General features: G+C 64.2%; 28 protein-coding genes. 18 read left to right on the forward strand and 10 right to left on the reverse strand.

The features are described from left to right. The first annotated feature begins 16 nt into the window (after positions 1–16). From ACUYM2_RS18935 to ACUYM2_RS18950, 4 genes are all read left to right on the forward strand, one after another. On the forward strand, positions 17–1,273 hold the full coding sequence (locus ACUYM2_RS18935) for an IS110 family RNA-guided transposase (protein WP_175323851.1): 1,257 nt from the start codon (positions 17–19) through the stop codon (positions 1,271–1,273). 88 nt (positions 1,274–1,361) lie between these two features. After that, entirely contained in the window at positions 1,362–2,618 is a 1,257-nt protein-coding gene (locus ACUYM2_RS18940; protein WP_175323851.1) for an IS110 family RNA-guided transposase, read from the forward strand. A 100-nt stretch (positions 2,619–2,718) separates the two neighbouring features. Beyond that, positions 2,719–2,991, forward strand: a complete 273-nt coding sequence (locus tag ACUYM2_RS18945) for a DNA gyrase subunit A (RefSeq protein ID WP_226774167.1) — start codon at positions 2,719–2,721, stop codon at positions 2,989–2,991. Between the two features lie 204 nt (positions 2,992–3,195). After that, the gene (locus ACUYM2_RS18950; RefSeq protein ID WP_481601571.1) at positions 3,196–3,690 is read left to right on the forward strand and encodes a DUF1801 domain-containing protein; all 495 of its coding nucleotides are present in this window, start codon (positions 3,196–3,198) and stop codon (positions 3,688–3,690) included. 216 nt (positions 3,691–3,906) lie between these two features. Here the strand turns inward: ACUYM2_RS18950 and ACUYM2_RS18955 are convergent, their stop codons facing one another. Together ACUYM2_RS18955 and ACUYM2_RS18960 are read right to left on the reverse strand one after the other, a co-directional pair. After that, complete coding sequence (locus ACUYM2_RS18955; RefSeq protein WP_481601572.1) at positions 3,907–4,431, reverse strand: DUF2199 domain-containing protein; 525 nt, start codon at positions 4,429–4,431, stop codon at positions 3,907–3,909. A gap of 347 nt (positions 4,432–4,778) precedes the next feature. Then, a complete protein-coding gene (locus ACUYM2_RS18960; RefSeq protein ID WP_481601573.1) occupies positions 4,779–5,297 on the reverse strand; it encodes an IS30 family transposase in 519 nt (172 codons plus the stop codon). A gap of 185 nt (positions 5,298–5,482) precedes the next feature. Here ACUYM2_RS18960 and ACUYM2_RS18965 point away from each other — a divergent pair, with 185 nt between their 5' ends. Beyond that, positions 5,483–6,685 (forward strand): IS110 family RNA-guided transposase, encoded by a 1,203-nt coding sequence (locus ACUYM2_RS18965; protein ID WP_481601574.1) that lies wholly within the window; start codon positions 5,483–5,485, stop codon positions 6,683–6,685. Here the strand turns inward: ACUYM2_RS18965 and ACUYM2_RS18970 are convergent. Together ACUYM2_RS18970 and ACUYM2_RS18975 are read right to left on the reverse strand one after the other, a co-directional pair. Continuing rightward, positions 6,673–7,989 (reverse strand): transposase, encoded by a 1,317-nt coding sequence (locus ACUYM2_RS18970; RefSeq protein WP_481601575.1) that lies wholly within the window; start codon positions 7,987–7,989, stop codon positions 6,673–6,675. The genes ACUYM2_RS18965 and ACUYM2_RS18970 overlap by 13 nt on opposite strands. Before the next feature lie 268 nt (positions 7,990–8,257). Further along, on the reverse strand, positions 8,258–9,190 hold the full coding sequence (locus tag ACUYM2_RS18975) for a LysR substrate-binding domain-containing protein (RefSeq protein ID WP_481601576.1): 933 nt from the start codon (positions 9,188–9,190) through the stop codon (positions 8,258–8,260). 162 nt (positions 9,191–9,352) lie between these two features. On the opposite strand from ACUYM2_RS18975, the gene ACUYM2_RS18980 reads away from it, so the two are divergent. The 3 genes from ACUYM2_RS18980 to ACUYM2_RS18990 all read left to right on the forward strand — a co-directional run bounded on the left by ACUYM2_RS18980 (position 9,353) and on the right by ACUYM2_RS18990 (position 11,463). Further along, positions 9,353–10,432 carry a YeiH family protein gene (locus ACUYM2_RS18980; protein WP_481601577.1) on the forward strand — a complete coding sequence of 360 codons (1,080 nt, stop codon included), beginning with the start codon at positions 9,353–9,355 and terminating at the stop codon, positions 10,430–10,432. A gap of 37 nt (positions 10,433–10,469) precedes the next feature. Further along, positions 10,470–10,943 carry a universal stress protein gene (locus ACUYM2_RS18985; protein ID WP_481601578.1) on the forward strand — a complete coding sequence of 158 codons (474 nt, stop codon included), beginning with the start codon at positions 10,470–10,472 and terminating at the stop codon, positions 10,941–10,943. A gap of 154 nt (positions 10,944–11,097) precedes the next feature. Beyond that, the gene (locus ACUYM2_RS18990) at positions 11,098–11,463 is read left to right on the forward strand and encodes a recombinase family protein (protein WP_481601579.1); all 366 of its coding nucleotides are present in this window, start codon (positions 11,098–11,100) and stop codon (positions 11,461–11,463) included. Here the strand turns inward: ACUYM2_RS18990 and ACUYM2_RS18995 are convergent. Together ACUYM2_RS18995 and ACUYM2_RS19000 are read right to left on the reverse strand one after the other, a co-directional pair. Then, positions 11,438–11,797, reverse strand: coding sequence for an ArsR/SmtB family transcription factor (locus ACUYM2_RS18995; protein WP_481601580.1), 360 nt, complete (start codon positions 11,795–11,797; stop codon positions 11,438–11,440). The genes ACUYM2_RS18990 and ACUYM2_RS18995 overlap by 26 nt on opposite strands. 4 nt (positions 11,798–11,801) lie before the next feature. Then, positions 11,802–13,031, reverse strand: coding sequence for an MFS transporter (locus ACUYM2_RS19000; protein WP_481601581.1), 1,230 nt, complete (start codon positions 13,029–13,031; stop codon positions 11,802–11,804). Positions 13,032–13,318: 287 nt separating this feature from the next. Between ACUYM2_RS19000 and ACUYM2_RS19005 the strand changes: the two genes are divergently transcribed. The 10 genes from ACUYM2_RS19005 to ACUYM2_RS19050 all read left to right on the forward strand — a co-directional run bounded on the left by ACUYM2_RS19005 (position 13,319) and on the right by ACUYM2_RS19050 (position 20,625). Beyond that, complete coding sequence (locus ACUYM2_RS19005; RefSeq protein ID WP_481601621.1) at positions 13,319–13,621, forward strand: heavy-metal-associated domain-containing protein; 303 nt, start codon at positions 13,319–13,321, stop codon at positions 13,619–13,621. Between the two features lie 72 nt (positions 13,622–13,693). Then, complete coding sequence (locus ACUYM2_RS19010) at positions 13,694–15,823, forward strand: copper-translocating P-type ATPase (protein WP_481601582.1); 2,130 nt, start codon at positions 13,694–13,696, stop codon at positions 15,821–15,823. Between the two features lie 74 nt (positions 15,824–15,897). Further along, positions 15,898–16,359, forward strand: coding sequence for a hypothetical protein (locus ACUYM2_RS19015; protein WP_481601583.1), 462 nt, complete (start codon positions 15,898–15,900; stop codon positions 16,357–16,359). A gap of 138 nt (positions 16,360–16,497) precedes the next feature. Further along, positions 16,498–17,109, forward strand: coding sequence for a DUF305 domain-containing protein (locus ACUYM2_RS19020; RefSeq protein ID WP_481601584.1), 612 nt, complete (start codon positions 16,498–16,500; stop codon positions 17,107–17,109). Positions 17,110–17,187: 78 nt separating this feature from the next. Further along, complete coding sequence (locus ACUYM2_RS19025; RefSeq protein ID WP_481601585.1) at positions 17,188–18,066, forward strand: F510_1955 family glycosylhydrolase; 879 nt, start codon at positions 17,188–17,190, stop codon at positions 18,064–18,066. Between the two features lie 7 nt (positions 18,067–18,073). Next, entirely contained in the window at positions 18,074–18,535 is a 462-nt protein-coding gene (locus ACUYM2_RS19030; RefSeq protein WP_481601586.1) for a hypothetical protein, read from the forward strand. Positions 18,536–18,713: 178 nt separating this feature from the next. After that, positions 18,714–18,983, forward strand: a complete 270-nt coding sequence (locus tag ACUYM2_RS19035) for an SHOCT domain-containing protein (RefSeq protein ID WP_301226316.1) — start codon at positions 18,714–18,716, stop codon at positions 18,981–18,983. A 210-nt stretch (positions 18,984–19,193) separates the two neighbouring features. After that, on the forward strand, positions 19,194–19,604 hold the full coding sequence (locus tag ACUYM2_RS19040) for a DUF302 domain-containing protein (protein WP_481601587.1): 411 nt from the start codon (positions 19,194–19,196) through the stop codon (positions 19,602–19,604). Positions 19,605–19,798: 194 nt separating this feature from the next. Further along, entirely contained in the window at positions 19,799–20,056 is a 258-nt protein-coding gene (locus ACUYM2_RS19045) for an SHOCT domain-containing protein (RefSeq protein WP_463886290.1), read from the forward strand. Then, positions 20,053–20,625, forward strand: a complete 573-nt coding sequence (locus tag ACUYM2_RS19050) for a sulfocyanin-like copper-binding protein (protein WP_481601588.1) — start codon at positions 20,053–20,055, stop codon at positions 20,623–20,625. The genes ACUYM2_RS19045 and ACUYM2_RS19050 overlap by 4 nt, the downstream gene beginning before the upstream one ends. A 100-nt stretch (positions 20,626–20,725) precedes the next feature. Here the strand turns inward: ACUYM2_RS19050 and ACUYM2_RS19055 are convergent, their stop codons facing one another. From ACUYM2_RS19055 to ACUYM2_RS19070, 4 genes are all read right to left on the reverse strand, one after another. Further along, a complete protein-coding gene (locus ACUYM2_RS19055; RefSeq protein ID WP_481601589.1) occupies positions 20,726–21,346 on the reverse strand; it encodes a recombinase family protein in 621 nt (206 codons plus the stop codon). 101 nt (positions 21,347–21,447) lie between these two features. Then, a complete protein-coding gene (locus ACUYM2_RS19060; RefSeq protein ID WP_481601590.1) occupies positions 21,448–22,674 on the reverse strand; it encodes a TniQ family protein in 1,227 nt (408 codons plus the stop codon). Continuing rightward, the gene (locus tag ACUYM2_RS19065) at positions 22,674–23,582 is read right to left on the reverse strand and encodes a TniB family NTP-binding protein (RefSeq protein WP_481601591.1); all 909 of its coding nucleotides are present in this window, start codon (positions 23,580–23,582) and stop codon (positions 22,674–22,676) included. Before ACUYM2_RS19065 ends, ACUYM2_RS19060 begins: the two co-directional genes overlap by 1 nt. A gap of 2 nt (positions 23,583–23,584) precedes the next feature. After that, the gene (locus ACUYM2_RS19070; RefSeq protein ID WP_481601592.1) at positions 23,585–25,249 is read right to left on the reverse strand and encodes a Mu transposase C-terminal domain-containing protein; all 1,665 of its coding nucleotides are present in this window, start codon (positions 25,247–25,249) and stop codon (positions 23,585–23,587) included. Positions 25,250–25,466: the final 217 nt, after the last annotated feature.

Genomic DNA, 25,466 nt, shown 5'->3' on the forward strand with positions numbered 1-25,466 from the left:
ATGCGAGGAGTAAATGATGGACATCGTGCACGAGCGTGCCGCGGGAATGGACATCTCCAAACGTGATGCGAAGGTCTGCGTCCGGATACCGGGAACGCGGGCAGGAACGTCCAGTAGGACAGTTGCCACATACGGGGCCACGACGAATGAGATCCTGCGTCTGCGCCGTGATCTCGAGGCAGCCGCGGTCACGGTGGTCGTAATGGAGGCCACCGGCGACTACTGGAAACCCTTCTACTTCCTGCTGGCGGAGTCGCTGAACGTGCAACTGGTTAATGCCAAAGCTGCGCGGAATATCCCGGGCCGGAAGAGTGATGTTTCCGACGCGACGTGGCTGGCGGAGCTCGCCGCCCACAATCTCCTGCGGGCCAGTTTCGTGCCACCAGAGCCGATCCGTCAGTTGAGGGATTTGACCCGGACCCGATCGAACCTGACTCATGAGCGCACCCGTGAATTTTCACGAATGGAAAAAGCGCTGGAGGACTCCGGCATCAAATTGTCCTCAGTCGTCAGCACGCTGACCACCCAATCCGCCCGCAGCATCCTCAACGCTCTCGTATCCGGAGAACGTGACCCGCAGGCCTTAGCTTCGCTGGCGCACTCCTCGATGGGCCGCAAATCCGCGGCGCTGGTCGAAGCCCTCACCGGCCGCTTCACCGACCACCACGCATTCATGGTGCACCTGCATCTGAACCGCATTGATCAGATCGAAGCGACCCTTGCAGCCCTCGACACCCGCATCGACCTAGTGATGGAACCCTTTTCGCTTGCCCGGGAGCTGCTGATGACCGTCCCTGGGATTTCTAAGAATGTCGCTAACGTCATCATCGCCGAAGCCGGCGTGGACATGAACGTCTTTGACACTGCGGGCCATCTGGCATCGTGGGCGGGAGTATGTCCGAGCCAAAATGAATCCGCTGGCCGGGTCAAGTCCACCCAAACCCGACCCGGCGACCACTACCTCAAAGCCGCACTGGGAATCGCCGCCCTGGCCGTGTCCCGATCAAAAACGACCTACCTCGCCGTGAAATACCGTCGCATTCAGTCCCATGCCGGCGCGCTGCGTGCCGTAGTCGCGCTCCAACACACGCTGCTCGTGATCGTCTGGAACATGCTCCACGACGGAGTCGCCTACGACGAACTCGGCATCGATCATTACGACAAAACCAACCCCGAACGCGCCAGGAAACGCCTCCAACGCCGAATGGTAGCGCTCGGATTCGAGCCCAACCTCACCCCCCTTTCCGCGGGGAGCTCACCTTCGTTTTCTTAGTAGATTCCTGAATCATTTCCCCGCCCTTCCCGCGGCACCTAACACTGCCGGCCGGTGGTGTTGTTGGACCGGATGCGAGGAGTAAATGATGGACATCGTGCACGAGCGTGCCGCGGGAATGGACATCTCCAAACGTGATGCGAAGGTCTGCGTCCGGATACCGGGAACGCGGGCAGGAACGTCCAGTAGGACAGTTGCCACATACGGGGCCACGACGAATGAGATCCTGCGTCTGCGCCGTGATCTCGAGGCAGCCGCGGTCACGGTGGTCGTAATGGAGGCCACCGGCGACTACTGGAAACCCTTCTACTTCCTGCTGGCGGAGTCGCTGAACGTGCAACTGGTTAATGCCAAAGCTGCGCGGAATATCCCGGGCCGGAAGAGTGATGTTTCCGACGCGACGTGGCTGGCGGAGCTCGCCGCCCACAATCTCCTGCGGGCCAGTTTCGTGCCACCAGAGCCGATCCGTCAGTTGAGGGATTTGACCCGGACCCGATCGAACCTGACTCATGAGCGCACCCGTGAATTTTCACGAATGGAAAAAGCGCTGGAGGACTCCGGCATCAAATTGTCCTCAGTCGTCAGCACGCTGACCACCCAATCCGCCCGCAGCATCCTCAACGCTCTCGTATCCGGAGAACGTGACCCGCAGGCCTTAGCTTCGCTGGCGCACTCCTCGATGGGCCGCAAATCCGCGGCGCTGGTCGAAGCCCTCACCGGCCGCTTCACCGACCACCACGCATTCATGGTGCACCTGCATCTGAACCGCATTGATCAGATCGAAGCGACCCTTGCAGCCCTCGACACCCGCATCGACCTAGTGATGGAACCCTTTTCGCTTGCCCGGGAGCTGCTGATGACCGTCCCTGGGATTTCTAAGAATGTCGCTAACGTCATCATCGCCGAAGCCGGCGTGGACATGAACGTCTTTGACACTGCGGGCCATCTGGCATCGTGGGCGGGAGTATGTCCGAGCCAAAATGAATCCGCTGGCCGGGTCAAGTCCACCCAAACCCGACCCGGCGACCACTACCTCAAAGCCGCACTGGGAATCGCCGCCCTGGCCGTGTCCCGATCAAAAACGACCTACCTCGCCGTGAAATACCGTCGCATTCAGTCCCATGCCGGCGCGCTGCGTGCCGTAGTCGCGCTCCAACACACGCTGCTCGTGATCGTCTGGAACATGCTCCACGACGGAGTCGCCTACGACGAACTCGGCATCGATCATTACGACAAAACCAACCCCGAACGCGCCAGGAAACGCCTCCAACGCCGAATGGTAGCGCTCGGATTCGAGCCCAACCTCACCCCCCTTTCCGCGGGGAGCTCACCTTCGTTTTCTTAGTAGACACATCGATTCCGACTTGGAGGCCGGTTCAGGTGCCCGTAACGGGATCCTCCACCGGTGCTCCATGCCATGACCTTCGTCGTGCGAGAATCGCCGCATGGATGAGGACGAGCGGCAGATTAGGCAGCAGTTGATGCTCCACGAGGCTCTGGTGCAGGCGATGGATCGGCGGGACGAGGTCTTCCATGAGATTGAGGATTCACAGGACATGGACGAAGCGATCCGTCGGGTGGGTCAGCTGTTGGGCTTGGACGAGCACGGCAGCCGGGCGGTCTTGGACATGCAGGCCAGAACATTCACCCGAGACCGGCGTCAGGCCATCGCGTCCTTCGCAGAAGAACTCAGATCACGGTTGCCTGATCGGCGCTGAGGACTCGGCGCCGTCCATCAATTGCTGTCTCCCTCGTCGCGGCTCGCGTGGCGGGCTTCCCATAAGCCGATCCCTGAATAGGAAGGCGAACTGGGAGATGGCTGTGGCTGCTTGGCACATTCAAGATGTATTGCCGAGGCGCCTGGTTGCCGCCACGATAGGCAGCCCTTGTTTGCTCGACGGGGGCGCGAATAATATGCCGACATGACCAGCAGGGAGTCCGGTGAGAAGGACGTCCAGAATCCGGCCGCGCGCACTGGGGCGCAGGCCGGTACCGCCTTCACGTTGCCGGAGGCCATGACCGGCAGGGCAAGCCCCGCGAAAGCGGCGGTCGGCGACAAACCGGTCTTCGCATACATCGCCAGCCTGCCACAGCCGCAGCGCGGCATCGCCGAAGCGGTCGATGCTCTGGCGGCCAAGACGCTACCGGGCCTCCAACGCTCGGTGAAATGGGGCATGGCGTACTACGGCGTCGGCGACGGCTGGTGCTTCAGCTGCGGCGCCTTTGCAAGCCACGTCAAGCTCATGTTTGTCAACGGCGCGGCGCTCGATCCCGTACCGCCCGTGGCACCCGTGGGGATGGGAAAGGCGACGCGAGGTGTCGAGCTCGAAGCCTTGGAAGGCATCGATGAACAACAAATCGCTTCGTGGATGAAACAAGTCGCTTCCGTGCCTGGTGTCGGCAGCAAGAAGCGTTGAGCCGGGGCTGTCCCGCAAGCCGGTCCCCTACTGCGACAACCCCCCTCTGACGTGCTGCAATGCAGGAACGTGGTTTGATGTAAGACGCGGCAGACATAGTCCTCCTTGGCGAAGCATTGGACGCCGCACGTCCTGCCCGGGGCCACACAACGGGCGACACATGCCCCTAGGCCGATCTCTGAACGGACACCCCATGGACCGTACTAGCGTCGGGGCCTAGCCCATTACAGCTTTATTGATTTCGGCCAGCCGATGCAGCGAGATTCCGGACGCTTGTTCTCTAACCAAAGGGTGGTCGATGGACGGGTCGAGCTCAATGTAGGGAACCATTCCTGGCACCCTATTGTGCACGTGCGTCGCGATTGAGGTCGTGGGAGACTCGTAGGGCAACTCATTGCATAGCCAGCCGAACACCGGGGGCATGGAAGCTCGTGCAGGATCATCCCAAAGGTCAGCAATCTTTTGGATGCTTTCCTGGCTGAGGGAGACCCAAGCAGACCAGCTGAAGACCTCACCGGGGGAATCAATGAGAGGGATCTCAATGTGTCCCCTAAGGAAATAATGCCGTTCTCCTCCGACATCAAGCACGCATACGTCGCCGCTCAATTCGCCGGCTTTCCGTTCAGTTGCGCTGGCCTGCAGCCAAACGTCCGGAGCTTGGGCTCCGAAAACCGTAGCCAGCCCTTGATGCGGCTCTCCGCACGTCCCGCAGCGCCATTCGTTCCCGCCCCGGCTATCCATTGATTCCCCCGAAATTTCGTGATCACTTTTAGCTTCCCGAAGCCTACCTGCGAAGGAGCCTCTTTCCTCGGGTTCGCTGGAGGACCGTCACGGGGTCGTCCCATCTTGAAGAGTACGCGCGGCTGACGTAACGACCGACCGCTGTCCCGTAAGGGGGCCGCCCGCTAACTGTCCCGTAAGCCGGTCCCCTACTGCGACAACCCGTCTCTGACGTGCTGCAATACAGGAGCGCGGTTTGAGGTGTCCCGCATGCCCCGCCCGCAAAATTGCCCGGTGAAGGTGCGGCGGTTTCTGGGGGTCGACGCAACAGATGCGTGATTTTCGGGTCGTTTCCCGGTGCTTTGAGGCTATCGCAAAGCACCGGGCGGGGCCGTGCGTTCGGCTTTGAAGCGTGCTGCCGGGGTGTCGTAGCCGAGGGTTTTTCGTGGCCGTTCGTTGAGTTCGCGCATCACGTGGGAGACGTGCTCAACGCTGTGAACGGCGAGGTTGGTGCCTTTGGGAAAGTATTGGCGGGCGAGCCCGTTGAAGTTCTCGTTGGCGCCGCGCTGCCAGGGGCTGGAGCGTTCGGCAAAGTAAACCGGAACCCCGGTCTTCTTTGTTAGTTCCTCGTGGCTGGCCATTTCCACGCCCTGATCCCACGTGAGTGTTCGCTTCAGGTGTGTTGGCAGCTTCGCGAACGCGCTGATGGCGGCCGCGTTGACGCTCGCAGCGGTGTGATCCAGGGGCAGATTTATGATGATGCCGTACTGGGTTTTCCTTTCCCTGAGTGTCATCATCGCCGAGACTGACCCGACGCCGACGATGAGGTCCCCTTCCTTACGATTTTGTTGAGGGTGATTTCGGAGCTGTCGTAGTGTTTCGATCACCCTCGGGTGGCGGGTATGGCACAGATCTCCCTGCCGCTTGGACGGCTCACTGGGAATGGCCGCCCGCTGCCCGCCGATGACTCGACCGCTGATTGAGAATTACGACATTGATCGTTGGGTAAGGACGTGCCGGCGCAGTTATCGACAGGGCCAACGAAATTGGAGCTGAGCGAAGGGGACTGAATATGCCGGCATTCTGGGTAGGAATCGACTCGGGCAAAAGAGCTCATCATTGCGTTGTGATCGATCAGACAGGGACGGTGCTGCTCTCGAAACGGGTCGAGAATGACGAGAACGAACTGCTCGCACTCATAGCCATGGTTGCGGAGATCGCCGCCGGCGGTGAAGTCTGTTGGGCCACGGATCTGAACGCTGGCGGTGCGGCCCTGTTGATCGAGTTGTTGGCCGCGCACGCCCAGCAGATGCTCTATATCCCCGGACGGATCGTGCATCACGCCGCAGCGACCTACCGCGGAGATGGCAAGACCGACGCGAAAGACGCCAGGATCATCGCCGACCAGGCACGCATGCGTACCGACCTCCAACCAGTCCGCGGCGCTGACCAGATCAGCGTGGACCTGCGGCTCCTGACCGCCCGCCGTACGGATCTGATCTGCGACCGGGTCCGGGCGATCAACCGGCTCCGCGCCACCTTGCTGGAATACTTCCCCGCGCTCGAGCGCGCGTTCGATTACTCCAAAAAGGCGCCCCTGATCCTCCTCGGCGGCTACCAGACCCCCGAGGGCATCCGGCGGACAGGACTGACCCGGCTCACCGGCTGGCTGAGGAAACGCGGCTGCCGGAACAGTGCAAAGATGGCAGAGAAGGCACTGATGGCCGCGAACTCCCAGCACACCGTCCTGCCAACTCAGACCACAGGCTCTGCCCTTGTCGTCCGGCTGGCCGAGCAAATCAGCACCCTTGATGAAGAGATCGCCGCCACCGATGCCCAGATCACCGAGCTCTTCCGGCAGCACCACAGCGCGGACATTCTGCTCACCATGCCCGGCTTCGGCCCCGTACTCGCAGCAACTTTCCTCGCGAACATCGGCGGCAACCTGGACGCGTTCGACAGCGTGGACCGGCTCGCCAGCGTCGCCGGGCTGGCCCCCGTCCCGCGCGATTCCGGACGGATCAGTGGGAACCTTCACCGGCCACGTCGCTTCAACCGCAGGCTCCTGCGAACCTGTTACCTCGCCGCCCTCTCCAGCCTGAAGAACAGCCCGGCCTCAAGAACCTATTACGACCGGAAGCGCGGAGAAGGAAAGTCCCACAAGCAGGCCCTCATCGCCCTGGCCCGCCGCCGCATCAACGTCCTCTGGGCCATGCTCCGCGACCACACCACCTACCAAGAACCAATACCAAGAGTCCGCGCTCAAGCTGCTTGACAGAAACATTGAGATTCCCAGTGGCCGGCCTCCAGACGGGTTTCCACCTCTGCCGGCCGTTGACCGATCATGGTCATGTTGCGGATCCGCGAGCCTTTCCCGGTGCGGGTGCGCCAACGGGTCTTGCGGATCCTACGGCCGGTGCGCAGCTTGGCGGCATACCGCTGGTGCAGGCCGTGGTCCTCGCGCAGCAGCAGTGCCCGGTAAATCGTTTCCGGGCACAACCGCATCGTCTGGTCATAGGGGTATGTCTTCTTCATCCACCCGCAGATTTCGTCCGGGGACCAGAAACGGTTGAGCTTACGTTGCACAAGGGTGCGCAGCCGGGTGTTGGCAGCGAGCTTATGCACTTTCGGTCGGGCCCGTTGCAGCCGGGCGTCATGATCGGCAGTGCGGGGCAGGTAGAGGCCCTGAGCGTCCCGGTGACGGTCGAGTTCCCGTTTGACCGTGGAGGCGTGACGGCCCAGTTCCGCCGCGATTCGCCGCATTGAGTGCCCCAGGCGCAGCAGGTCCGCGATCTGCAACCGCTCCCGCGCATCCAGGTAGCGGCCCGCGGTTACGGCCGGCGCTGTGATGGGCGGGATCTGGAAGTTGCTGGCTCGACGCAGCTGCGTCCCTGTTCTTCGGTGCATACCGAGAAGTCTGCATGCTTCTGCGTTGCTCACCCCGTTGCGCATCAGCTGCCAATACTTCTCGGTCCGCGCAGCACGGTGCTGCTGCGCCTCTGAGAGCACCGCGCCGAGCATCTGGTCTGCATAGCGACCGGAGGAGAGGACTGCGGCGTGCTGCGCCGCCGTGGCCGCATTCCGCTCGTTCGATAGTCGCGATAATCGGTCGCGTTCGAAGTTCAGGCTGAGGTGGTCGGTCAGGCGCAATTGGTCTTGGCACCGCCTAACGGACACCTTGGACTGACGTAGCTGGTCGAAACGACGGTGCATCCACCGATAGGCGGTCGAACGGCTCACACCCGCGTTTTTGGCTGCCTCACCAAGGCTTTCCTCCCGACCAAACGCCGCCCAAAAGCTGGCCTCCTCGTCAATATTCACCCGAAGATGATGGCGGTCTTTGACCTGGCCGACGTCAGCTTCCCACGCCGCCAGCCGGGACGTGCTGAACCCGAGCTCCGCTGTCGTCTCGCTCGGAGTCTTGCCGTTGCGACGCAGGCGCAAGTATTCCTCGCGCAGCCAGCGGTAGCCGACTTCCTTATCAATGCCAGCATGTCGGGCGGACGGTCTGAGACCGTGCCCGTGCTTAATCGAAGCAAGAAACCGGATGCCTGCTGCTGACGAGGAGCTGAGATACATGTCGAACCACCTTGAAAGAAGGTGTTGCTTCGATCAACAGAATCCCGCGTGCCCTAAACGCAACACGCTGAATTGTCTCAAAACCCATGGGATACGAGACGTCTCACCGGACCTCGCGGAGGCCACGATGACGGTGCCAGGTGTGATTGTTCGTTCTGATTGGCGGTTGATTCGCAGCTCAGAATGGCGGTTCTGAGGGACCGTTTGTCGCCTTTGGGTGCTTCGGTCCCGGTTTCGTATACCGGGTCATCGGCTGTTTTGGTCCGGTTCAATTCGGAGTGGTTTTGTCGGTCTGGGGAGTGGCGGCGATGGTGACCAAGTCGCGGGCCGGTCCTGCGGGGAGTGCGGCGCCTGAGGCCCAGATCGCGGTCAGGGGTCGGCGGAGTGTGATTCCGGACAGGGGTACGGCGACCAGCCGGTGCAGGAGGAGGTCATCGCGTACGGCCAGGGCAGAGAGGACGCCGGGGCCGATTCCGGCTGCTATGGCTGTCCGGACGGCTGCGGTGGTGGATAGCTCCACTGCCGGCGCGGGCATCGGTTCTGCCGCCGCAGCGTTGAGAAGGTGTTCGAGTGCTTCGCGTGTGCCGCTGCCGGGCTCCCGTGTCACCAGTGGTGTGCGGGTTAATTCGGCGGGGCTGACCTTGCTGCGGCGCCGGGCCCATGGGTGGTCCGGGGCGGCGACGAGGACCATGCTGTCGTATTGCACGGTTTGCGTCGCAAGATCGTGGGGAAGGTTGGGACTTTCAATGAAACCCAACACGGCCGCCCCCGAACGGACCATGGCAGCCGCTTCGGCGCTGTTCGTCACGCTCAGTCTTACCCGGGCCGGGGTCGAGCCAAGGGCCTGCTGCTGACGGCGCAACCTCACCAACCACTGCGGGAGCAGATGTTCGGCGATGGTCTGGCTGGCCGCCACGTGCAGCTGCCGGGCGCTCTCCGAGCGGATGGAAGCGATCCCGGTGTCCAGGCGTTCGGCCGCGGCCAGGACCTCGGCGGCCCAGCCGGCTACCAGCACGCCGGTATCCGTCAGGTTTGACCCGCGCGGGGATCGCGTCAGCAGTGTGGATCCGATTTGCGTCTCCAATGCCCTCATCCGTGAGGACACACCCTGCTGGGACAACCCGAGCAGGGCAGCGGCGGCCGACAGGCTTCCCAGCTCCTGGACGGTGACCAGCATCTCCAACGCCGACAATTCCGGCATTCGCGGACTCAGAATGGCAGGTCCTTCTTCCTTCATTAATACTCAAACATACAAGCGGGGCTTGTGACCCTACAAGTGTATGCCCCCTACTGACGGGACTGCGGGAACGCGAGGATGGGAACCATGCACACACCCACCGGAGCAGACACAGGCACAGGAACCGTGCCCAACCTTCATCGCGCAACGGGGCGGTTCCACCGCCTGCGTTCGGGGACCGCGGCCAGGGTCCCGGGACTGGCCCTGGCTGTGGTGATCGCTGTAGTTGCGACCGTGATCGGCCGTTTCGTTCCGCTGGTGGGCGGCCCGGTCAGCGCCATCGTCATCGGTGTGGCACTGGCCACGCTCATCAAACCCGGAGACCGCCTGCGGCCAGGCATCAACACAGCAGGCAAGTTCATTCTGCAGCTCTCCGTCGTCGTCCTCGGTTCCCAGCTGTCCCTAGCCCAGATCGCCCAAGTCGGTCTGGAATCCCTGCCCGTCATGCTCGGCACCCTGGTCGTCTGCCTGACCGCGGCCTACCTGCTGGGCCGCTGGCTGGGGATCGTTGGGGACCTGCGTACCCTCATCGGCGTCGGCACCGGAATCTGCGGTGCCTCAGCGATCGCAGCGGTCACCCCGGTGATCGGCGCCGTCAGTGTTGACGTTGCCTACGCGATCTCCACGATCTTCCTGTTCAACATCGCCGCCGTCCTGACCTTCCCCCTGATCGGGCACCTGCTGGGCATGAGCCAGCACGCCTTCGGACTCTTTGCCGGCACCGCCGTGAACGACATGTCCTCCGTCGTCGCCACCGCCGCGAGCTACGGCAGCGCCGCCACCAACTTCGCCGTCGTCGTCAAACTCGTCCGCACCCTGATGATTATCCCCATCTGCCTCGGACTCGCCGCCTGGGCCGGGCACCGCCTCAAAACCGGGAACCGGCTCCCCGCCAGCGGGGTTGCCGAAACAGGACCGGCTCCCCGGGCCCGGGTGAATGTGTTCCGCCTCGTGCCGTGGTTCCTGATCGGATTCCTCCTCATCGCCGCCATCAACACCCTCGGCCTGATCCCCGACGCCGCCCACCCCGGGCTGAGCACACTCTCGGTCTTCCTGATCACTGTCGCCCTCTCGGCCATCGGCCTGTCCACGGATCTGGGCGGATTCCGCCGCGCCGGAATGAAGCCCCTTTTCCTGGGCGCGTTGCTGTGGATCATCGTCACCCTGACCAGCCTCGGACTCCAATACGCCACCGGACTGAACTAACCACCCCACCTGAGCCACCCTTCACCCAGGAGAGACCATGTTTTCCCGCATCCTCGTCGCCATCGACACCACACCCCACAGCGAAGCAATCCTGGAGCAGGCACGCGATCTCGCCGTCGCGACCGGTGCTTCCGTTGAAATCATCCATTTCATCGGCCACGACTGGATCGAAGGCCAGGACCTGACCATGGAGGACAAGTCCAGGTCCCAGGAGCAGGTCAACCACGCCCTGCTGAGCCTGACCGAAGCCGGGATCACCGCCGGGGCGGACCTGGTGGGCGCCGATGCCCGCAGCATCGGCAAGCAAATACTGCAACGGGCTCGCACCGGCCCGGACCAGCTCATCATCCTCGGATCCCGCCACCACCACGCCTGGATGGCCTTCCTTGGCACCAGCATCAGCGACCAGATCGCACACCAATCCCCCTGCCCCGTGCTCCTCTTACCACAGAACCCGGCACCGGGGACAACCCCTTCCACGAATACTGCAACCGGCGGGTGGAATGAGTAACGCTCCGCTAGTGCCACATATGACCGTATTTGCTACAACCCAGCCGACTCATTGAAGAGGTTCAATGCACCCCCGAATTTTGTAGCGGAACTTAGTGCCGAATTCTATGTGCCGGTTCTTCTGCTGGTTGACGGGTATTGGTACATTTGGGCGCATGGGACATCTGTTGGGCTACGCCCGGGTATCGACCGGGGACCAAGACGCGGCTCTGCAGCAGGACGCGTTGAAGGCGGCCGGCTGCTACCGCATCTTCACGGACACGGCTTCCGGGTCTCTGGAGTTGTCATTTTTCGAAGTCGTCTGCACGAAATGTCCAAAGTCGCCTGCACGGAATGTCAGAAGTCGTCTGCACCGCTTATGGTTTGGGCTCCGCGCGGGACCTGTACTGGTCGTGCAAGGTCTGGTACGAGCCCTACCTTGGCCGGTGTCCTTGGCGTTTTGCTGCGCCGATAAGGATCGGGCTCTCTTCGGGGCAGCACTGGACCCGGTGCGGGTCAGTCGTGGGCGGGTTCGCCGGTGACTTTGTGGTCGGCGTGGTTCAGGCCTTCCATGACGAGCCGGGTCAGGTGCCCGTCTATGAGGCTGTAGATGACGTGGCGGCTGTGCTTCTGGGTGGTGACGAGGCCGCTGAAGCGTAGCTTGGCCAGGTGCTGGCTGACCGAGGTGCGCGAGGCTCCGGTCTGCTCGACCAGGGTTCCGACGTCGGAGGGTTGCTGGGCCAAGAGCCAGAGCAGGTGCAGCCGGGTGGGGTCCGAGAGCATCCGGAACGTGGCGGTGGCCGCGTCCAGCCGGCGGGCATCCGGTGCGTCGGGGTGGTTGAGGCTGGCGGCCGGAATGGGTTGTGCGTTTTCCACCGGCTCAGCCCTTCACAGTCTCCGGCACAGGACCGGTTCTGGATGCTGCGGGCCAGAATCGGAACGCCGCCAGTGTACTGATTGTAGCTACGACGGCCAGCACGGCGGCTGCTACCGGCTGGCCGGCTGCTGCGCCGATCCAGCCGGCGACGGGATAAGTGATGATGAAGCAGGCATGGGAGAGGGAGAACTGGGCGGTGAAGATGTAGGACCGGGTACTCTCGGTTGCCGCCCGGCGCAGGAGGCGGGCGGAGGGTGTGTTGATCATCGAGGTCCCGGCTCCGAGAACCACCCACAAGCCCAGCAGCACCGGCCAGGTCCCCGGCACGGCGAGCAGGGCAAAAGCCCCGACGAGGCCAGCGGAGAGCAGCACGGCGCCGGCGCGCATGAGGACCCGGTCCGCCACCCGGTCCAGGATCCTGGGCGCGGTCAGCGCGACGAGCATCGACCCGGCACCGAAACAGGCCAGGGCGACCGCGACGTCGGCGTTGGAACCGCCGAACATGTCCCGGGCATAGACGACCGTGTTCACCAGCACCAGGGCGGTGGCGGCCGCGACGGCAAGATTCAGGGCCATCAGGGCCCGCAGTTCAGGGTTGCGGGCAAAGATCCGCGTGCCCAGGGTGGTCCGGTGCCACAGCGTCCCTTCCTGCTTCACGGCAGCGGCTCGCGGCAGCCTGGTCGTGACCACGAGGGCTGCGGAGAACAGGAATCCGGCCACGGTCCCGAGGAAGAGATCGTGGAAGGACAATACGGTCAGCAGCGCTGCGGCGAGGGCTGGGCTGACCAGCGACTCCAGGTCGTAGGCAAGGCGCGAGAGGGAAAGGGCGCGGGTGTACTGGCGTTCATCGGGGAGGATGACCGGGATCAGGGACTGGAACGCCGGGGTGAAAGTAGCCGAGGCGCTCTGCAGCAGGAAGACCAGGACATAGATCTGCCACGCCTGATCCACCATCGGCAGCATCAGTGCGATACCGGCACGTATCAGGTCCGCCCCGACCAGCACCGCCTTTTTCGGCAGCCGCTCCACCAGTGCCGCCATCAACGGGGCAACGAACACATAGGCGAGCATCTTGATCGTCAGTGCCGTGCCCAGAACGGCGCCGGCCTGGCCGCCGGCCAGATCAAAGGCCAGCAGGCCCAGCGCCACCGTCAGCAGCCCGGTGCCCAGCAGGGCCACAACCTGGGCCGAAAACAGCTTCCGGTAGGCCGGAACGGCCAGAACTTCAATCAAAGGGACTCCTCGAAACCACCACCGATACGCCAATACGTGCTTATATGCGCACTTATTAGGCTAGTGCATCTCATCCCTGATCCAAAACAACGCCGGCGCATCGCATGAGGGGAACATCACGCCCGAACCTGCTTGCCACATATACCCCCTAGGGGTATGTTTAGGGTGTTGTCAGTGAACTGGTTTGTCCAGGCTCCGCGGAATTCGCCGGGCCGTCACAGCCGTTCAACCCCAGCACCCCATCACTCCTTCTCGTAAAGGACCCAGCTGACATGTGCGGAACAGAGATGCGGACCGAACTTCCCCTCGCCGCGCCGGAGCGGTCCGGCTGCCGCTGCTGCTCAACCGGGGCCCGAACGACGCCGCCGCCCACGGCCGGCGGTTCCATTTACTCGATTGAGGGACTAACCTGCGGGCACTGCGTCCAGACCGTCGAAAAGGCAGTCGCCTCCGTGAACGGAGTGGAATCCGCGACGGTTGAACTCGTCGCCGGGGGCACATCCCGCCTGGCGGTAGCCGGGACCGCCAGCGCAGACGCGGTTAGGGACGCCGTGACCGGCGCCGGATACAGCTTCACGCCCAGCCCGTAATCCCGGTGGCGCACCCGTCGCGGGTGGGCCCCGGGGCCGCCGGCACCGGCAAAATTCCTAAGGAGCACAGCAATGGACCAGGACCACCACAACGGACCTTCCGCCCGGCAGGACGCACCAAACGCTCCGCACGGCGGGTCCGCCGTCGCGCATGCACCTGACGCCCACGCCGTCCATGGCCATGGCATGGACGACGAGCACATGGTGCATACCCATGGCCAGCATGCCGGACATAGCGTTGCGATGTTCAAGAAGAGGTTCTGGGTCACGCTGGCCCTGTCCGTGCCGGTGGTCTACTTCAGCCCCATGTTCGCGGATCTGCTCGGCTACATGCCCCCGGTTTTCCTCGGCTCGGCCTGGATTCCGCCGGTGCTGGGCACCGTGATCTTCTTCTACGGCGGGCAGCCCTTCCTCAAGGGTGGCCTGGAGGAGCTGAAGAGCCGGAAACCGGCCATGATGCTGCTGATCGCTATGGCCATCAGTGTCGCTTTCATCGCGTCCTGGGTGACTAGTCTCGGGATCGGCGGTTTTGACCTGGACTTCTGGTGGGAGCTGGCCCTGTTGGTGGCGATCATGTTGCTGGGGCACTGGATCGAGATGCGCGCCCTCGGCTCGGCACGGGGCGCGCTCGACGCTCTGGCCGCACTGTTGCCCGATGAGGCGGACCGGATCACCGCTGAGGGCACGGAAACCGTCAAGGTCAGCGAACTCGCGGCAGGGGACACCGTTCTGGTCCGCTCCGGGGCACGGATGCCTGCCGACGGCATGGTCGTCGACGGCCAGGCCGAGTTCGACGAGTCGATGATTACCGGCGAATCCAAAACCGTCCTCCGCTCACCCGGGGATAAGGTCATCGCCGGGACCGTGGCCACCGACAACACCGTCCGCGTGCAGGTCACCGCGGTCGGGGATGACACTGCCCTGGCCGGGATCCAGCGGCTGGTGGCCGAGGCGCAGGCCTCCTCCTCCAGGGCCCAGGCCCTGGCCGACCGGGCCGCTGCGTTCCTGTTCTACTTCGCCGCCGGCGCAGGCGTCATCACGTTCATCGTCTGGTCAATGCTGGGCAGCGTTCCCGACGCCGTCACCCGCACCGTCACCGTGCTCGTAATCGCCTGCCCTCATGCCCTGGGCCTGGCCATCCCCCTGGTGATCGCAATCTCCACGGAGCAGGCGGCCAGGGCCGGTGTCCTGATCAAGAACCGGATGGCCCTGGAGCGCATGCGCACCGTCGATGTCGTACTTTTCGACAAGACCGGGACCCTCACCAAGGGCGAACCCGCGCTCAAGGACGTCGCCGCCACCGAGGGTGTGGACCGGAACGATCTCCTGGCACTTGCCGCAGCCGTTGAAGCAGACAGCGAGCACCCGGTGGCCCGGGCCATCGTCCGGGCCGCCCAAGAACAGACGCTGAAGATTCCGGTGGCTTCCGGATTTTCGTCCATGACCGGCCGCGGTGTCCGCGCCACGGTCGACGGCAGGACCGTCCAGGTCGGCGGCCCGGCTCTGCTCCGGGACCTCGACCTGGAAGAACCGCCGGCACTGGCAATTACCACCCGGGCGTGGATGGACCGCGGCGCGGCCGTACTGCACGTCATTGACGGGCAAAGGATCCTGGGGGCCGTAAGCCTCGAGGACGCCGTCCGCACCGAGTCCCGCCAGGCCGTCAAGGCCCTGCAGGGCCGTGGCATCAAGGTCGCCATGATCACCGGTGACGCCCAACAGGTCGCCCGCGCTGTCGCGGAAGAGCTCAACATCGATGAGGTGTTCGCCGAAGTCCTCCCGGCCGACAAGGACAAGAAGGTCGCCGAACTCCAGGCCCGCGGACTCAAGGTCGCCATGGTCGGGGACGGCGTCAACGACTCCCCCGCCCTGGCGAGGGCCGAAGTCGGCATTGCGATCGGCGCCGGCACCGACGTCGCGATGGAATCCGCCGGCGTGGTCCTGGCCGGCAACGATCCCCGGGCCGTCCTGTCGATGCTGGACCTGTCCCGGGCCAGCTACCGGAAAATGTGGCAGAACCTCATCTGGGCCACCGGCTACAACATCATCTCCGTCCCGCTGGCCGCCGGCGTGCTGGCCTTCGCCGGGGTTGTGCTCTCCCCTGCCGCCGGCGCCGTGCTGATGTCCGTCTCCACCATCGTCGTCGCCCTGAACGCCCAGCTCCTGCGCCGGCTGAAACTCAATCCCGCCCAGGTCCGCTAAACCCGTCAGCCACCCGGGCGCATCCCGGGCCGGTAACCTTGAAGCCAACCAGACCGCACGGAAGGAGGAACACCATGACCGCCATCTCATCCGGGCGCGCCACGGCGTCTCTCCGCCGGGGTGCCCTTCTCGCGGGATTGCTGGCGATCGTCGCCGGCATTTTGGGAATGCACATCATGATCGGCACGCACGCCATGCCGGCGGCGGCCACCGGTCACGACACCGGGGCGCTGCATGCCATGCCGGCGCACCCCGACCACGTCGCGGACATCACCGCGGTCACGGGGACCACTGCAGCTCCGGGTATCACGCACGCACCAGGACCGTCATGCGCCGATACGGGCGGGTGCACGATGATCTCCGCCATGGGCGGGAACTGCGTCCCCTCTCTCGGGACCACGACACTGGCAGCTCCGCCGCCGGGCACGACCCCCCTCCCTTCCAGCAGCGGGCCCATCACCGGCCTTCCCGACACCGGGTACGGGTTCATTCCGCGAAGTCCTTCTCCGGGCCAACTTTCCATCAGCCGGACGTAAACGGCCAAGCTGCGCCGTGCCCTGCCCGGCGCGCCCCGCTTACCCGATACGCACCTGCCGGCTGTTCCGGCCCGTTGTGGGCGTATTCTCCGCAGTCGTGCAACAACGACGATTTGATGATTGAAGGACTTGAACTCCATGAAGAAAACTCTGACCATTTCTGCCCTTGCCCTTGCCTCCGTCATAGCCCTTGCGGGCTGCGCCGGGACCTCCGGAAGTACACCTGCCAGCTCCATGCCGGGCATGGGCCAAAACGGGATGGGGATGTCCTCCAGCTCCGCCCCGTCCGCCTCGGACCACAACGCTGCGGACACCATGTTCACGCAGGGAATGATCCCGCACCACGCCCAGGCCGTGGAAATGAGCGACATGATGCTCAAGAAGCAGGGCATGGATGCCCGGATCACCGCTCTCGCCACCAAGATCAAAGCCGCCCAGGCCCCCGAGATTGAGCAGATGACGGGCTGGCTCAAGAGCTGGAACGAACCGGCGCAGATGGCCTCCGGCCATGGCATGGGCGACGGGATGATGGGCGATGATGACTTGAAGAAGCTCGACACCGCCCAGGGTAGCGAAGCGGCCAAGCTGTTCCTGACCGGGATGATCGCCCACCACCAGGGCGCCGTGGCGATGGCCACGACTGAAATCAGTCAAGGCAGGAACCCCGATGCCATCCAGCTGAGCAAGGCAATCGTGACGTCCCAGACAGCCGAAATCAAGGAAATGCAGGACCTGCTGGCCACCCTCTGACCGGGGTCCTCCGGCGCCGGCCCTTCACAGGCCGGCGCCATCGCCCTGCCACGCCCCGCCTGAATCCCTGGAGCCACCATGCCCAACCCCTGCCATACCCGCCGCCGCGCCGCCGCCATCCTGGCAGCCGGCGCCGGCCTCATCCTCGCCCTCTCGGCCTGCAGTCCCGCCTCCGGCACGGCAGGACCCTCACCGGCCGGCACCGGCGGCGGACTGCCTAACGCGCACATTCACGGTCTGAGCGTCAGCAGCGAAACCGGCCAGGTGCTCCTGGCCACCCACGAAGGCCTGTTCGACGTCACGAAAGAACCAGCTGCCAAACTCGGCGCCACCAACGACCTGATGGGATTCACCGCCGGCACCGACCACGGCGTCCTCTACGCATCCGGACACCCCGGGGAAGGCTCCGGCCTTCCCAACCCGATCGGGCTGATCAGGTCAACCGACTCCGGTAAAACGTGGGAACAGCTCTCCCGACAGGGTGAATCCGACTTCCACGCGCTCACCGCGACCAAATCCGGGATCGTCGGCTTTGACGGCGCACTTCGCACCAGCCCGGACGGCAATACCTGGAACACGGTGGCCGCGGATTTCGTCCCGGCCGTCCTCGCCGGTAACCCCACCAGCGACACCGTCCTGGCCACCACGCCACAGGGGATCCGCCGCTCAACGGACGGCGGTCAAACCTGGACCATGGTGGACTCCGGACCCGTGGTCCAGTTCGCCGCCTTCGCCAGCCCCGCCGAGGCCGTTGGAGTCGAACCCGGCGGGACAGTCCACACCTCCGCGGACGCCGGCGCGACCTGGACCCGAAAGGGCAAAATCCAGGGCACGGTCCAGGCAGTGGCGGCAGTGAAGGGCCCGGAGGCAACCCTGTCGATCTGGGCCGCTACGGCAAGCGGACTCGTCGTCTCCACCGACGGCGGAATTACGTTCCGCCCCGCCAACGCCCCCTGACCGCGCCATGCGTGACCCGTTCATGGTCCTGCTCGGGGGCTTCATCATTTTCACGGCCATCGCGGCTTGGATTGCCCTGAACCGCCCGGGTCGGCAGGGCGCCCGGAGACGTCCGGAGAACACCCCGGCCAGGCGTACGGTGCGCCGCTGGGAACTGACCGGCTGCGTCCTGCTGGCCGCGGCTGGTCTTGATGTTGCCGCCTCATACGGGATCGGGACATCATCCTCCGCCCGTAGCGGCATCACCGTGGAGCTCGGGCTTGCCATGGTGGTCCTCGCCGTCGTGTGGTCGATCTTCCGTGACGAAGTCCGCCGGTACCAGCTGTGGCTCGGCACAGCTCTCTACGGCCTTCCGAGACCCGCGGAACCTGCCCAGATCAAAGCCGTCGAATACACGGGCGCCTTCCTCCGCCTCCTGCTCTTTCTTCTGGGTCTGATCACCGTGCTGGCCAGCTTGATACTTCGCTAGCCTGTGTGGCCCCGGTGCGAGTCCTGAGGCTCGAAGGCCGGCGGGACCGCATTGAGGACATTTTCAAGAACGTCCACGAGAACGCTCGAGCATATACCCCTACGGGTATTAAGGTGTAGCCTCATAAATATCACTGCAGGCCGGTCAGTACCGGTTTCGCGGGATAAGGAGACAGTAAATGATGGGTGGATACGGATCCGGCATGGGCTGGACGTGGATGTTCTGGCTGCTGCTGATCGTCGGGGTCCTGCTGCTTGCCGGTCTCGGGATATGGTTCTCTGCCGGCAGGCGCCGCGGCGGATCCGCGGGATCCCCGGACGGCAGAGGCGCCGGGCTTGCGGGCAGTGGAGACACACCCAGAGAGATCCTGGATGAACGTTTTGCCAGAGGCGAGCTGACAGCGGAGGAGTACCACGAGCGACTCAGGACCCTCAAGGGCGACAACTGATGCGGCCTGTCCGCCGACGCACTGCCCTCACCCTCGGCGGCGCCGGAACCGCAGCCGCGCTGACGGGCGCGGCTGACCTGTTGTGGGGCTCCGGAGCCGGATTCCAGCCGTCCGGCGGACGGGACATCAGTGAACCCGGGGTCCTCCGCAGCAGTGATACGGCGATGCGGCGTCATTGACTCACAGTGAACCCAATGAAGGAGCATAACCATGAGCTACGCACACACCATCACCGTCGCCCTGCCGTACGAGGAAGCGGTGCGCCGGACCAGGGAGGCACTCCAGGGCCAGGGCTTCGGTGTCCTCTCCGAAATCGATGTCCGCTCAACCTTCGAGACCAAGCTCGGGGAGGAGAGCGGACAGGCCCTGGGCGACTACCTCATCCTGGGTGTCTGCAATCCCGCCCTGGCCCAGCGCGCTCTCACCGCGGAACCGGACATGGGCCTGCTCCTTCCGTGCAACGTCGTCATCCGTCGTGGCAGCGACGCCAACGCGACCGTCATCCAAACGATCGACCCGCAGACAATGGTCAAGCTCAGTGACGCCCCTGCCGTCGCCCTGGTCGCCGGCGAAGCCGATGACCGGCTCCGGGCCGCATTGAAAGAGCTCCAAACCGCCTGAAACCCGGCCGGCCTCCGGACCGGCGGCTCATGGGACGCGAAAAGAGAGATCATTGTGTCCGCATGCGCATCGGAGCATGGCTGCCGCCGCCGGCCCCTGAAGCAGACTGTATATACCCGCCATAAACCCGCCGGGCCTTTGGGCACTGTTCCGGGAAGCGGGACCGACGTAGTTTCGCCAGAGGAGGTCTGATCATGATGTATGGCTGGGACGGGAATGGCTGGGGTATCGGCGCGTGGGTAGCCATGGCCGTGTTGATGCTGATTTTCTGGGGCGGAGTAGTCACTGTCGTTGTGCTCCTGCTCCGGCGCCCCCATCCGGGTGAGGGACCGGCCGCACAGCGGCCGCCGCACCACGACGCTGAGCGTATTCTTACTGAGCGCTTCGCCCGCGGGGAAATCGACGAGCAGGAGTTCACTGCCCGTCGCACAGCGCTCAGGCGCCAGGATTGAACTCGTTGAGCCGCCGCGGCCAGATCATCCTCGGAATCACATCTGTGATTCTTCTGACCGCACTGTCCCTCGTGGCGGTCGGCGTTGTGGGCAGTGTTGTGAACCCCGGGGGCACCGGTTTTCTGTCCCGCACCCGCTGCGTGGCACCGAATCTTCCTGGACCGGTCGTCTCCGTTTCACTGACCAACATGGGCGGACCCATGATGCGCCGGCCCAACGGCATGATGGGCGGCGCCATGCGAATGACGGCAGACCGAAACACTGTGGCGCACGGCCCGGTATCCTTCCTGGTCACCAACGCGGGCACCATCAGCCACGAACTCGTCATCCTTCCCCTTCCCGAGAGCCAGATACCCGGTACCCGCCCGATCGGCGCGGACGCCAAAATCGATGAGGCGGGCAGTCTCGGGGAAGCGTCCAACACCTGCGCCGAAGGCACCGGGCAAGGAATCCTTCCCGGCGCGTCAGGCTGGGTCACCGTCACGTTGCCGCCAGGGCGCTATGAGCTCGTTTGCAACCTCCCCGGCCACTACGCCGCCGGCATGTACACCCAACTCACGGTCACCTAGTCCCCTCGGGAAGTCTCCGCCTCGCGACATTGACGCCCGCAAGCAGACGACACTGGTGACAGATGGTTCTGTCACCGACATCGGTGGTGGCCCGGTAACTTCACCGACCCTTTGGGGAGATGAGCTTTTCACCGTCGGGGCGCAGTTCCCCGGTCGGTGAGACGTGCCTGTAGAGGGTCTGGCGGGTGATGCCGAGTTCGGTGCAGAGGTCGCTGACTTTGGTTTCGGGTTTGCCCATGGATGCCATGGCGAGCCGGACCTTGGCGGGCGTCATTTTGTAGGGTCGGCCGCCGTTGCGGCCGCGGGCCCGGGCGGAGGCGAGTCCGGCGAGGGTGCGTTCGGAGATGAGTTCACGTTCGAATTCGGCGAGGGCGGCGAAGATCCCGAAGACGAGCTTGCCTGAGGCGGTGGTGGTGTCGATGGCAGCGCCCTGCCCGGTGAGGACTTTCAGCCCGATGCCGCGTTCGGTGAGGTCGTGGACGATGTTGACCAGGTGCCGCAGGTCCCGGCCCAGCCGGTCGAGCTTCCAGACGACCAGGGTGTCACCGTGGCGCAGGGCTTTGAGACAGGCGGCCAGCTCTGGCCGGTCTTCCTTCTTTCCGGAGGCCCTGTCCTCGTAGAGAGAGTCGGGGGCGATGCCGGCGGCCAAGAGCGCATCGCGCTGAAGGTCCGTGGTCTGGGATCCGTCGGCCTTGGAGACGCGCATATATCCAACCAGCACAACAGTTCTCCTATGTCATTTATACGTTCGTTTAAGTGACAGCGTGATTCCGAGTCCCGCTGGAATCAGTAGATGTCACTTAACCCGTAATTTATTCTAAGTCATGCAAAGGGTGGCTGATCTTTTGTTTGTGACAGAAAGTTGAGGGGTATCTGAAGTTCGGCGAAGGTCTGCCGAAGGCGTCGGACGGAGTCTTCATCCCGGCATCCATACAGTGCGAAGCTGTAGAACTGTTGGGCGGTTGCGGGGTCCTCTCTGGCTGCGGCAACGATTTCCTCCAGCGCAGCGAACGCCTGCTCCCACACGTCGCCCGGCGCTGCTTCCGAACGGTGGCTGGCAGTTGCTGTCCGTTTGGCGGCCGTTGCTGTCGGTCGGTTGGGCGGGGTTCCGTCGCCGATCCTGCTGGCGGGCTCGGGCAGCAGGAGGTCTGCCGAGGTGCCGAATGCCCTGAGTGTGCCGGCTTCGATGAGTTCCATGGTGGCGGCGGCGGCTTCGAGCAGTTGCTTTTGCTTCTCCCAGTGCAGGTTCTCGAACGGGCGCCACGCATGCATGCCTGCCCGAAACGGGTGACCGCAGTACTCCCAGACAAGGCGGACCTCTGCCAACTGCCGCCCGTATCGTCCTTGGGCGGTTGAGAGCTCGTCCAGTAGGGTGCGCAGGAGCCGGAACCAGATGCCCGCGTGAACGCGGCGGCGGGGCAGGTCTACTGATCCTGTCGTTATTGCCTGCCAGGTTCGCCGGTCCATGAGTGTGACTGCGTCCCGGGTCGAGGGCGGGTCAGCGGTCGCGGAGGTCCAGCGCAGGTAGTCGGGGGGCAGGCCCTCGTAGGTTTCGATGCGGCGGCCGTGCCGCGGACAGCTGAGCATGAGTGGCAGTTGCCAGAAAAGCAGAAGCGCCGCGGGTTCCGGGGATTGCAGGCAGTCCGGGCAGGCCTTGCGGGGCCCGTGTTCCGGGATCCACGGCAGCCACCGAGGAGGGCTGTAGAGTGTGCGCCGTCCGGGCGGCAGCAGCATGGAGAACTGATGGACGTAGGTTTTGTAGGCCTCGGGGTCAGGTTCCAGGCTGTCGAACAGCCACGGTATCCAGCCGGCCAGGCTCATCGCACCGAGCCGGTCCCGGCCGACGCCGCTGCACCTGGCCAGTTCCGTCAGCAGAGTGGCCGGTGGGTTCTCGTCGAGTTGCCGGTCCTGGATTCTTCCTTGGCCCAGCCCGTGTTCCAGGAGCGCGGAGGTGTCCATCCGGTAGGTGCAGGCCAGCCGGTTCAGCCAGGAGGACAGGGCCTCGGCCTCTGCTGGGGCCGGGTGTAGGGGCCAGCGCGGCGGGGGCATCACATCAGTTCGCGTTCGAACTTGCGGCGCCGGGCAGCGGGACCGTCGTAGCTTGCCAGGGTCAGCGTCCGGTGGTTGATGGATTCCTCGCCGCTGTCTACGGCCGCCACGGCTGCCTCGGTCAGCAGCATGGTCAGTTCGCCGATGGTCCCTTCGCTGCGGGTGAGCAGGTAGCGGGCCATATCCTCGGTGGCCAGATCCGAGCGCTGGCGTAGCGGGAAGGATGACGCGAAGCTGGCCAGGAGGGACAACAGGTCGGTGTTGACCTCCCATAAGGGCAGGGTCATGGGCTCAAACCTGTTTTCGAGCTGGTCATCGGAGCGGATGGCCAGGTAGGCCTCCCGGGTTCCGACCCCTACCAGGGGGATCCGCAGTTCGTTTCCCAGGAACCGTAGCAGGTTCAGGAACTCCCGGCGGCCGCTCTCCCTGCCTGCCAGCACGTTATGCAGTTCGTCAATCACCAGAATCCGCACCCCAACCTCGCGCAGCAGGAACACGGCTAACCGTTCGAGTTCGGCCAGCCGCTGGCGCGGTTGGACGGGAGCTCCCGTTGCCGCCAATAACGCGGCGTAGAAGCGGGCGACCGAGGGATCGGAGGGCATCTGCACGCTGAGCACCGGGATTAGTTCCCGGTCGGGTCCGGAAACTAATGGATGCCGGCGCCGGAATTTTTCGATGATCATTGACTTGCCGTTGTTGGTCGGCCCGACCAGCAACAGGTTGGGCATGCGCTGCCTGACCGGCCACTCGTACAAGGTCTGGAGCCGGGCGAGGGCTTCCTGGGCGCGGGGGTAGCCGATCCATCGGTCGGCACGGATCCGCTGGGTCCGTTCCGGCCCCGGCAACCGTGCTGTTTCCCGTGCGGAGTCCTGGAGATGGGACAGGTCCTCCAAAGGATATTCATCCACAGCTACCACTCCTCGATGTCATCAAACGGCGCGGCCTGCGGAGGTTCGCCGGCCGTCCCGTCCGGCGGCGGTTTCAAAACATTGAGATTGTGCCCGGATTTCAGCTGGCTCCGGCGCTCCCGATCCCTGCGCGACCGCCGGGTATCGCGCTGCGCGGTGCTGGCGATCTCGCGCATCTGTCCGATCATGCGGAACAGCTCCTGCTCGTTGACCTGCGCACGCCCCTGCTCGCGCAGCCGCGCTACAGCCTGGCGGTGTTCCCACAGTGTCACCGCAGGATTCGACAGGGTCCGGTACGGGACTTCAACGTAGTTGTTGCCCTCCGGATCCAGCACCCAGATCCTACTGATGTCACGAGGATCCCGACGGATGACAAACCGATCCAACCGGTCCCGTCGGGCGATCCAGGGCTTGAGCACGTTGGCGAAGTAATGCACGTGGTCGATGACGAAACCGGTGCGTCCGAGCTTGCGGCGGAGCACCGGCAGGAAGTCCACCAGAAACGCCGTGGGGCTGGTGACCACCAGCGGTTTCCCGAATTCGGTGATGCCCTGATCCCAGCGTGCGGCAGGTGTCTGGGCCAGGCCGCTATGGATGCTGCCGTGATAGGAAACCACAGCCAGGGCCAGCCATCGCTCCAGCTCATTCAACGTCAATGCGGCAGTCTTCTCCGAATCATAGGTTCGTCGTTCCACGGGATTGGAGAACGTCGTCCCAGGGAGTTCATGGATCTGCGCCATGACCGTGCCGATCACCCGCTCCACAATGCCGCCGTAGTGCGGCCGCCCCAGGGGTCGGTAGTCCAGTTGTATACCGTGCTGTCCGCAGCCGCGGCGCAGGGCCTCACTCTTGAATTCGGACGCGTTATCCAGGTACAGCAGCCGCGGCTTGCCGCTCATCGGCCAGTCCCCTCCACTCCCCAAGCCCTCCAGCCACGGACGCTTGTCGCTGCACACGTGGGCCAGGCAGAGCCCGACGGAAACTGCCGATGGGGGCTCAAGAGTGACCACCATGCCGACCAGGCAGCGGCTGTAAACGTCGATGGCCGCGGTCAGATACGGGCGGCCGACCGGTTGTCGATCGCGCTCGTCCACGATGACCAGATCAATCACGGTGTGATCGATCTGGACCTGTTCCAACGGGGCGGAGATTTCCGGAACGATACCTCCGGCCGACTGCAGCGGACGGGCGGCGTCCGCGCCTTCCCGACGGCGGGCGACGGTCGCTGGATGCAATTCAGCGACGCGGCGGGCAACAGTGCTGCGCGACGGGGCAGGCAATCCCTCCTCCGTGCACGCGCGGACGATGTCGCGGTGAACCACCGCCAGGGAAAGCTTCTGCCGCTTCAGATAGCGTTTGCGGATCAGCTCGTCGATCACCGCTTCCACCGGTGGCGTCAGCCGGCCGCCTCCGCGGCCGCCGCCCGATCGGCCAGGAACCAGATCCGTGACTCTGCCGGTGCCGCGCCTGTACCGGTCGATCAGCACGTAAACCTGCCGACGCGACACACCCAGCAGCGCAACAGCATCATTGACTGCCCCCTGCCCGACAACATCCAACGCAGCCAAGGGAGCAATCACCGCAGCCTGTCGCACTGCCTCATCCCACTCCGGATCGGACATGGCCAGCAGGCCACGCTCAACGATCGGCGGTTCCTCTTCATTCATGCCGGCAACGACCGTGTCGGCGCCTCAAAGCCATAGTTAAAGGTAGTGCAGACGGCTTTGAGACAGAATGCCCGTTGTGCAGGCGGGTTTGAACAGACGCGTGTTCAAACCCGCCTGCACAACCCCCGGGCTACCGCGGATGCCAGTGCAGACGACTTCGAAAAACGACAATTGAGTCGGCTGGTTTGTAGCAGATACGGTCGTTTTAGGCAGCCCA

This window comes from Arthrobacter sp. SD1074B (assembly GCF_056780195.1).

What these genes read in the sequence shown, in the direction of transcription:
- ACUYM2_RS19035 (WP_301226316.1), top strand. Translation starts at nt 18,714, where the DNA reads ATGATGGGTGGATACGGATCCGGCATGGGCTGGACGTGGATGTTCTGG.
- ACUYM2_RS18975 (WP_481601576.1), bottom strand. Translation starts at nt 9,190, where the DNA reads ATGCCGGAATTGTCGGCGTTGGAGATGCTGGTCACCGTCCAGGAGCTG.
- ACUYM2_RS19030 (WP_481601586.1), top strand. Translation starts at nt 18,074, where the DNA reads ATGCGTGACCCGTTCATGGTCCTGCTCGGGGGCTTCATCATTTTCACG.
- ACUYM2_RS18990 (WP_481601579.1), top strand. Translation starts at nt 11,098, where the DNA reads ATGGGACATCTGTTGGGCTACGCCCGGGTATCGACCGGGGACCAAGAC.
- ACUYM2_RS18970 (WP_481601575.1), bottom strand. Translation starts at nt 7,989, where the DNA reads ATGTATCTCAGCTCCTCGTCAGCAGCAGGCATCCGGTTTCTTGCTTCG.
- ACUYM2_RS19045 (WP_463886290.1), top strand. Translation starts at nt 19,799, where the DNA reads ATGATGTATGGCTGGGACGGGAATGGCTGGGGTATCGGCGCGTGGGTA.
- ACUYM2_RS18940 (WP_175323851.1), top strand. Translation starts at nt 1,362, where the DNA reads ATGGACATCGTGCACGAGCGTGCCGCGGGAATGGACATCTCCAAACGT.
- ACUYM2_RS19070 (WP_481601592.1), bottom strand. Translation starts at nt 25,249, where the DNA reads ATGAATGAAGAGGAACCGCCGATCGTTGAGCGTGGCCTGCTGGCCATG.
- ACUYM2_RS18945 (WP_226774167.1), top strand. Translation starts at nt 2,719, where the DNA reads ATGGATGAGGACGAGCGGCAGATTAGGCAGCAGTTGATGCTCCACGAG.
- ACUYM2_RS18935 (WP_175323851.1), top strand. Translation starts at nt 17, where the DNA reads ATGGACATCGTGCACGAGCGTGCCGCGGGAATGGACATCTCCAAACGT.
- ACUYM2_RS19060 (WP_481601590.1), bottom strand. Translation starts at nt 22,674, where the DNA reads ATGCCCCCGCCGCGCTGGCCCCTACACCCGGCCCCAGCAGAGGCCGAG.
- ACUYM2_RS18965 (WP_481601574.1), top strand. Translation starts at nt 5,483, where the DNA reads ATGCCGGCATTCTGGGTAGGAATCGACTCGGGCAAAAGAGCTCATCAT.
- ACUYM2_RS19025 (WP_481601585.1), top strand. Translation starts at nt 17,188, where the DNA reads ATGCCCAACCCCTGCCATACCCGCCGCCGCGCCGCCGCCATCCTGGCA.
- ACUYM2_RS19020 (WP_481601584.1), top strand. Translation starts at nt 16,498, where the DNA reads ATGAAGAAAACTCTGACCATTTCTGCCCTTGCCCTTGCCTCCGTCATA.
- ACUYM2_RS19010 (WP_481601582.1), top strand. Translation starts at nt 13,694, where the DNA reads ATGGACCAGGACCACCACAACGGACCTTCCGCCCGGCAGGACGCACCA.
- ACUYM2_RS18955 (WP_481601572.1), bottom strand. Translation starts at nt 4,431, where the DNA reads ATGGATAGCCGGGGCGGGAACGAATGGCGCTGCGGGACGTGCGGAGAG.
- ACUYM2_RS19005 (WP_481601621.1), top strand. Translation starts at nt 13,319, where the DNA reads ATGCGGACCGAACTTCCCCTCGCCGCGCCGGAGCGGTCCGGCTGCCGC.
- ACUYM2_RS19015 (WP_481601583.1), top strand. Translation starts at nt 15,898, where the DNA reads ATGACCGCCATCTCATCCGGGCGCGCCACGGCGTCTCTCCGCCGGGGT.
- ACUYM2_RS18950 (WP_481601571.1), top strand. Translation starts at nt 3,196, where the DNA reads ATGACCAGCAGGGAGTCCGGTGAGAAGGACGTCCAGAATCCGGCCGCG.
- ACUYM2_RS18985 (WP_481601578.1), top strand. Translation starts at nt 10,470, where the DNA reads ATGTTTTCCCGCATCCTCGTCGCCATCGACACCACACCCCACAGCGAA.
- ACUYM2_RS19040 (WP_481601587.1), top strand. Translation starts at nt 19,194, where the DNA reads ATGAGCTACGCACACACCATCACCGTCGCCCTGCCGTACGAGGAAGCG.